The following is an 8,415-nucleotide window of genomic DNA, read 5'->3' on the forward strand; positions in this document are numbered from 1 at the left end:
ACGGGAAAATTTACTACCGCAACAATTTGCTTGTTTAATAAAGCATCTTTAGCATAACGTTTTGTGATTTGTGCCGATGTTTTTTTGATACCAATTTCACTTCCAAAATCGATTGTGAGTTGGTAAGCTGGTTTTCTAGCTTCTGGGAAATCATTCACCTTAATTATAGTTCCTATTCTCATTTCTACTTTTTCGAAATCTGACCAAGTTATTGTGTTCATATACTTTTGTTTATTAAAGCTTCCATTTAATCCTCTTCAAAATAAATGTACAAAAAAAATCCTCCGTTTTGCAACGAAGGATTTTCTAATATTATATCTTAAAAAGATTATGCGTTTGCTTTCGCATGTCTTGCATCGATTTCTTCTTTATCTTTTTTAGACATTGTGTCAACCAATACTGGTGTTGCAATGAATAAAGATGAATAAGTTCCTACAGCAATACCTATTAACATTGCAAAGATAAATCCTCTGATTGAATCTCCACCAAAGATGAACATAATCAACAATACCAATAACATAGTTAATGAAGTATTGATAGTTCTAGATAATGTAGTATTAATAGAATCATTTACAATTTGGTTAAAGTTTCCTTTTCTGTTTCCGTCAAGGAATTCTCTAATTCTGTCAAATACAATTACGGTATCATTCATAGAATAACCAATAACGGTAAGAATTGCTGCAATAAAGTGTTGATCCATTTCCATATGGAAAGGCATAAACTTATAACATAATGAGTAAATACCCAATACAAATATAACGTCGTGCACAACTGCTGCAATTGCTCCTAATGAATATCCTAATTTTCTAAATGAAATTACTAAATAAAGACCTACAACCAACATAGCTCCTAAAACTGCCCAAAATGAGTTCGTTTTGATATCTGCTGATATAGCTGGACTTATTTTCGAAGCTTGTAATACACCTAGTTCTTTACCATCATAAGCATTGATGAATTTTTCATAAGTCATATCTGGAGAGAAGTGACCTTTAAGTACATCATATAATTTTTTATTTACATCGGTATCAATACTTACTCCTTCTTCTTTAATTTTATATTTTGTAGTTATCTTGAGTTGATCATCTGTACCAAAAACTTTAGCTTCAGCACTTCCAAATACTTTAGACAATTCTGCAGCAACAGCTGAAGGTTCAACCTTTTTTTCAAATTTAACTTGAAAAGTTCTTCCTCCAACAAAATCGACACCTTCGTCTAATCCATTCACAAAGAATATAGATACTAAACTGATAACAACAACACAAGATGAGAAAATATACGTTCCTCTTTTGATTCTTAAGAAATCAAAATTGAATCCTGTAAACCAGTTTTTAGACCAACTGTTTACAAATTCTAATTTAGTTCCTTTTGCAACTGCTCTATCTAAGAATATTCTTGTAATAAAAATAGAGGTAAATAGTGAAGTTACAATACCTATTAATAAAGTTAATGCAAAACCTTTGATTGGTCCTGTTCCAAATATGTACAAAATTCCTCCTGTTAAAATATGGGTAACGTTTGCATCAATTATAGAACGCATTGCTCCTGTCCAACTGAATGATTTTTTAACTGCTTCGTCTAGGCTTAATCCTGCTCGAAGTTCTTCTTTTGCTCTTTCAAAAATAATGATGTTCGCATCTACAGCTGTACCCATTGTTAAAACGATACCTGCAATACCTGGTAATGTAAGTACAAAACCAAAACTTGCCATTACTCCAAAAAGGAATAATAAATTGACTCCTAATGCAATATTTGCATACCAACCTGATTTTCCATAATAGATTAGCATCCAAAGTGATACTAATAATAATCCTATAATAGAAGATGTTAAACCAGCATCGATAGCTTTTTGACCTAAAGACGGCCCTACTACTTCCGATTGAACGATTTCTGCAGCTGCAGGCAATTTACCAGCACGCAAAACGTTAGCTAAATCTTTAGTTTCATCGATTGTAAATGAACCTGAAATTTCGCAGTTTCCATCAACTAGAGGATTTTCAACTCTTGGAGCTGAGTGTACTGTATTATCTAATACAATGGCAATATATCCTTTAGTTCTAGCAACTTCAGTAGTTAAATCTCCCCATTTTGTGGTTCCTCTTCCATTCATTCGAATGTTTACACATGGTTTACTCATTTGCGTATAAGCATCTTTTGCTTCGGCAATTGCATCTCCATTTACTGGCGCTGTATTTGTTCTGTTTCCTTTTAATGCAAACAATTCAACAGCTTCCATTTTTTTAGAACCAGTAGCACGTGTTGGATCTACTAATTGTTTATTTAAAACATCTATTTCGCTCACTTTTCCCCAAACAAACTTTACATCAGCTTGATTACCTGGTAATAAAGACTTAATATCTGATCTTTTGAAATAAGCATTTACAGTTGCTGTATCTGAAACACTAAAGTATCCTAAAGTCGGTCCTTGTCCGAAGGCAAGCATTTTGTCTATTAGTGGATCATTTCCTTTTTTAGTTTCGGTAGAATCTTTTGTAGTTTTATCTACTAATAATGAATCTATTTTTGAAGTTACTTTTGGTGCTACTACAACAGCAGTTGCTTTTTCAGTTTTTTTCAAAACGTCATTAACTTGTTGCAAGTAACCGCTAATATCTTCTACTTTATATGCTTCCCAAAATTCTAATTGTGCTGTAGTTGACAATAATTTTTTTGCTCTATCTACATCTTTTGCGCCTGGAAGTTCTACAAGAATACGTCCTGTATTTCCTAATTTCACAATATTAGGTTGTGTAACACCAAATTTGTCGATACGCTCACGTAGTACTCTAAAAGCACTTTCGATAGCTTCACCAACTTTTTTGTTGATTACTTTTTTTGTTTGAGAATCAGTCATATCACTATTTACACCATCTTCACCTTGCATATTTCTGTTTCCAAAAACTTCTGGTGAAGATAATTTGATGCTTCCATTTGAATTGGCATCAAAAGCTTCGTAAAAAGCATCTAAATAAGATTGATTTCCTTGTTGATTTGTTTTAGCATCAGCCAAAGCCTTGTTGAAAACAGGATTTGTAGATTTATTAGCTAATTGTTTCAACACATCTTTAACAGAGATTTGCAATATCACATTGATACCACCTTCTAAGTCAAGACCTTTATTAATTTGTTTTGTTTTTACCTCATCGTAAGTGAAATTTGTAAAACCAAGGTTAAACACATTTTCTTTCCCTATCGAGTCAAGATATTTTACTTCTCTTTCTGGTTTTCCTGCTGCAAAAGTTTTTGCATCACTTTTTACTTTATTAGCCACAAATGTGAAAGAAAGTTGGTAAATACTTACCAGTGCAAATATTATTGCAATAAATTTAATAAGTCCTCTATTATGCATTCTGTGTAAAAATTAATTAATTCTTTGTTTGGTTTATTTTGAATTATAAAAGCATGGTAAAAACACTACCATATTTTCACAAAACGTGCAAATATATAAATTTAACCATAAAGAACACAAACAATTTCACAAAGTTCACTAGGTTTTTAGATTCTTTGTGAACACTGTGAAATTCTTAGTATACTTTGTAGTTAATAAAACTAAGCTAAAACTGATTTTAAATCAGCATTCATATTACGAACAGCCTCAGCGCTTTTAGCAAATAATGCTTTTTCGTTGTCGTTAAGATTGATAGTAACAATCTCTTCTATACCATTTTTACCAATAATACAAGGTACTCCGATACAAATATCAGATTGTCCATATTCACCCTCTAACATAACAGAACAAGCAATCATTTTCTTTTGATTATTCAAAATACTATCTACAAGATAAGCAACTGAAGCGCCTGGTGCGTACCAAGCTGAAGTTCCTAACAATCCTGTTAATGTTGCACCACCAACCATAGTATCAGCAGCTACTTTGTCTAATTGTTCTTGAGAAAGAAATTCAGAAACTGGAATTCCATTATAAGAAGCCAATCTAGTTAATGGAATCATAGTGGTATCACCGTGACCTCCTACAACCATTGCAGAAACATCGTTTGCTGGTTTGTCTAATGCTTTCGATAAATAATATCTGAAACGTGAACTATCTAAAGCACCGCCCATTCCAATAATTCTGTTTTTTGGTAAACCCGTAGATTTCAAAGCTAAGTAAGTCATTGTATCCATTGGGTTTGAAACCACTACTACAATAGTATTTGGAGAATGAACCAACACATTTTCTACAACCGACTTAACGATTCCTGCATTGATACCAATTAATTCCTCACGAGTCATTCCTGGTTTTCTTGGAATTCCAGATGTAATCACAACAACATCGCTGTTTGCTGTTTTAGAATAATCGTTTGTAACTCCTGACAATTGCGTATTAAAACCTGTATTTGTAGCACATTGCATGATATCCATAGCTTTACCTTCGGCAAAACCTTCTTTGATATCTAATAATACTACTTCACTTGCAATTCCTCTATAAGAAATAGCATCTGCACAAGATGCTCCTACGTTTCCTGCTCCTACTACTGTAACTTTCATTTTTAAGTTTATTTGTTTATTTGGTAATTCGTTTATTTCAAAGATTTGACTATTTGTTAAATCGATTAACCGAATTAACAAATAACCAAATTATCTTTTTATGCATCAATATTTGCGTATACTGCATTTTTCTCGATAAATTCTCTACGAGGCGGAACCTCATCACCCATTAACATTGAGAAAACCCTGTCAGCTTCTGCTAAACTATCAATATTTATTTGACGTAAAGTTCTGAATTCAGGATTCAAAGTAGTATCCCACAATTGTTCTGCATTCATCTCTCCAAGACCTTTGTAACGTTGAATAGTTGCACTTCCGCCCATTCTTTCGTTCGCTTGATCGCGTTGTACTTCATTCCAAGCGTATTCTTTTTTATTTCCTTTTTTAACCAGGTATAATGGTGGTGTTGCGATATAAACGTGACCTTCTTCAATTAGTTCTTTCATAAAACGAAAGAAGAACGTTAATATTAAGGTAGAAATGTGACTACCATCAATATCAGCATCACACATAATCACTACTTTATGGTAACGTAATTTTTCAAGATTTAATGCTTTACTATCTTCGGCAGTACCAATAGTTACTCCTAATGCTGTAAATATATTTCTAATCTCTTCGTTTTCAAAAACTTTGTGGTGCATTGCTTTTTCAACATTCAAAATCTTACCTCTTAATGGTAAAATTGCTTGAAAAGCTCTGTCACGCCCTTGTTTTGCAGTTCCTCCTGCCGAATCTCCCTCGACAAGGAAAACTTCGCATTTTGCTGGATCTTGTTCAGAACAATCTGATAATTTTCCTGGTAATCCGCCACCACCCATTACGGTTTTGCGTTGTACCATTTCACGAGCCTTCTTAGCAGCATGACGCGCTTGTGCAGCCAAAATTACTTTTTGCACGATGATTCTAGCATCATTTGGGTTTTCTTCCAAATAATTTTCGATCATATCACCAACCGCTTGAGAAACTGGAGAAACAACCTCTCTGTTTCCAAGTTTGGTTTTGGTTTGTCCTTCAAATTGCGGTTCGGCAACTTTTACCGAAATAATAGCTGTTAATCCTTCACGGAAATCATCACCCGAAATTTCAAACTTCAGTTTATCTAACATTCCAGAAGCATCTGCATATTTCTTTAACGAACGGGTTAAACCAGTTCTAAAACCTTGCAAGTGTGTTCCTCCTTCGTGAGTATTGATATTATTTACGTAAGAAAAAATATTCTCTGTATAACTTGTATTGTAAATTAAGGCAACTTCAACAGGAATTTCTCCTTTGTCGTTATCCATAGAAATTACGTGAGCAATAATTGGCTCACGGTTTCCGTCTAAATAACGGATATACTCTTTTAATCCTTCGGTTGAATGAAAAACTTCTGAAACAAAATTTCCGTCTTTGTCTTTTTCTCTTTTATCTGTAAAAGTGATTGTAATTCCTTTGTTCAAAAATGACAACTCACGCATACGAGCCGACAAGGTATCATAAGAGTATTCTATTGTTTGAGTAAAAATAGAAGGATCTGGATAAAAAGTTACAATTGTACCTCTTTTGCTAGTTTCACCAATCTGTTTTACTGGATAAAGTGCCTTTCCTTTTTCATATTCTTGTTCGTAAATCTTACCATCACTACTGTGAACAATTGCTCTCAAATGGTTTGACAAAGCATTTACTACCGAAACTCCAACTCCGTGCAATCCTCCAGAAACTTTATAAGAATCTTTATCAAATTTTCCTCCAGCACCAATTTTTGTCATTACAACTTCTAGTGCTGAAACACCTTCTTTTTTATGAATTCCTACTGGAATTCCACGTCCGTTATCTTCTACAGAAACCGAACCATCTTCATTAATATCTACAATAATCGTATCACAATGACCACCCATTGCCTCATCGATAGAGTTATCGACAACTTCATAAACTAAATGGTGCAAACCACGAACACCTACATCTCCAATATACATCGAGGGACGCATACGAACATGCTCCATTCCTTCTAATGCCTGAATACTATCTGCTGAATAATTATCCTTCTTAATTTCGTCGCTCATATAAATTTATTCTAAAAAATGTAATTTTTGTCTAACACGCAAATATATACTATTAGGAATGATTTTGAAACTGAAACCTACGATTTAGTGATGAAGTTATCAACAGTTTATTAATAATTATAAAAAAAACGTCTTGAAAAAATCAAGACGTTTTTAAGAGAAAAACTTAAAATCATTAGGCCAATATATTGGATTTTGCAATCTCTACATCAGCTTGTACATGAGCTGCATTAGCACGACCGCTTGGGTCTTGATTTTCCTGCCATTTTGGAATCCATTTTCGTACGGTTTCGGCAGCGCTTTGCTGCGGATAATATTTATGAAAAATCGTTCTATAAAAATACGCTTCTTTAGTTGTTGGTGTGTTATATGGGAATAATTCTTTGGCTGAATCCAATTGTTTATCAGTCACTTTTGACGTACAATATTCAATTAATTCATCGATCCAGTTATATCCAACACCATCAGAAAATTGTTCTTTTTGACGCCACAAAACTTCATCTGGAAGATATGGATTATCCTGTGTATCGAATGCTTTACGAAGAATGTATTTTTCTTTTCCGTCGTATGTTTTTGGTTGTTTTTCTTCTGGTTTTATTAACATCGCAACATCAAGAAATGCTTTGTCAAGAAAAGGAACACGCGCTTCGAGTCCGTGTGCCATGGTCGATTTGTCAGCACGAAGCAAATCGGCGGTGAATAATTTTTGAACTCTTTCGATGGTTTCTTCTTGAAAATCTTCTGTTGAAGGTGCATTTCTAAAATACAAATAACCTCCAAAAATCTCATCAGCTCCTTCTCCCGAAAGCACTACTTTAATTCCCATATTGGTAATTGCTTTCGATAGGAAATACATAGGTGTACTGGCTCTTACTGAAGTCACATCGTAAGTTTCTAAATGCCAAATTAATTTATCTAAAATTTCAATTCCTTGTTCGATAGTAAAATGCACTTCGTGGTGTTCAGTTCCTAAAAATTCGGCGACTTTACGAGCTGCTTTGGCATCGGGCGCATCGGCATCTAAACCTATAGAAAATGAATGTAATGTTTTGCCTTTTTCTTTTAGCAATCTTGATGCAATTGATGATGTTAATGACGAATCTAATCCTCCTGAAAGTAATACACCAATTGGCACGTCACTCATTAATCGTTTGCGAGTAGCTTCGGTTAATGTGTCTCGAATTAATTTTAAATCTAATTCGTTTGTTGCTTTTTTATAATCGTCATATTCTGGTTTGTAATACTTAACAAATCCTGTTTTTGGCGTATAATAATGCCCTGGAGGAAAAGTTGAAAAAGACTTACATTGGTCGGCAATTGGTTTCATTTCGGAAGCAAAATACATTCTGCCTCTTTCGTCAAGACCGTAATATAAAGGCTTCACTCCCATTGGGTCACGTCCTGCAATATAATCGTCGCCATCTATGACCACAAAAGCGAAATCGCCATCTAACTTATTTAGAAAATCATAACCAAATTCTTCATACAAATGCACAATCACTTCCGAATCTGATTTGGTTCTAAAAGTATGCTGTTTTAATATTCCCTCTCTTAACTCTTGATGGTTGTAAATTTCGCCATTATGAATCATCCAAGCTGAAGAAGTTCCTTGAATTGGTTGACGTCCTGAATGCAAATCGATAATTGACAGACGTTCGTGACTTAAAATATGTCCGTTTTCTGTAATGTATAAATCACTTTCGTCTGGTCCGCGATGTGACATTCTTTTAGATAATGTTTTTACTAATTCTACATCTTTTCCTTTTCCGATAATGGCTAGTATTCCGCACATAATATTTTATTTTATTGATTCAGCTAATCGCTTATTTGATTATTAACTGAAACAAAATTGCATAATATTATTTATAATTAAAACTAAATTTAATTATTT

General features: G+C 33.7%; 5 protein-coding genes. All 5 read right to left on the reverse strand.

What is annotated here, in order from left to right:
* Nucleotides 1–221, reverse strand: a 221-nt coding sequence (locus tag ACH2BG_RS05135; protein ID WP_395046646.1) for a tRNA-binding protein, incomplete at its 3' end; no start/stop codon positions are given.
* Nucleotides 222–328: 107 nt separating this feature from the next.
* Complete coding sequence (secDF, locus tag ACH2BG_RS05140) at nucleotides 329–3,346, reverse strand: protein translocase subunit SecDF (RefSeq protein ID WP_395046647.1); 3,018 nt, start codon at nucleotides 3,344–3,346, stop codon at nucleotides 329–331.
* A gap of 200 nt (nucleotides 3,347–3,546) precedes the next feature.
* A complete protein-coding gene (locus tag ACH2BG_RS05145; RefSeq protein ID WP_395046648.1) occupies nucleotides 3,547–4,482 on the reverse strand; it encodes a malate dehydrogenase in 936 nt (311 codons plus the stop codon).
* Nucleotides 4,483–4,580: 98 nt separating this feature from the next.
* Nucleotides 4,581–6,524: a DNA topoisomerase (ATP-hydrolyzing) subunit B gene (gene gyrB, locus ACH2BG_RS05150; RefSeq protein WP_395046649.1), complete on the reverse strand. Its 1,944-nt coding sequence runs from the start codon at nucleotides 6,522–6,524 to the stop codon at nucleotides 4,581–4,583.
* 175 nt (nucleotides 6,525–6,699) lie between these two features.
* Nucleotides 6,700–8,316, reverse strand: a complete 1,617-nt coding sequence (asnB, locus tag ACH2BG_RS05155) for an asparagine synthase B (RefSeq protein WP_395046650.1) — start codon at nucleotides 8,314–8,316, stop codon at nucleotides 6,700–6,702.
* Between the last annotated feature and the right edge of the window lie 99 nt (nucleotides 8,317–8,415).

This window comes from Flavobacterium sp. (assembly GCF_043779715.1).
Lineage (GTDB): Bacteria > Bacteroidota > Bacteroidia > Flavobacteriales > Flavobacteriaceae > Flavobacterium.

Excerpts from the sequence above, each read along its gene's own strand:
- secDF (WP_395046647.1), bottom strand. The coding sequence starts at position 3,346 with ATGCATAATAGAGGACTTATTAAATTTATTGCAATAATATTTGCACTG.
- ACH2BG_RS05145 (WP_395046648.1), bottom strand. The coding sequence starts at position 4,482 with ATGAAAGTTACAGTAGTAGGAGCAGGAAACGTAGGAGCATCTTGTGCA.
- gyrB (WP_395046649.1), bottom strand. The coding sequence starts at position 6,524 with ATGAGCGACGAAATTAAGAAGGATAATTATTCAGCAGATAGTATTCAG.
- asnB (WP_395046650.1), bottom strand. The coding sequence starts at position 8,316 with ATGTGCGGAATACTAGCCATTATCGGAAAAGGAAAAGATGTAGAATTA.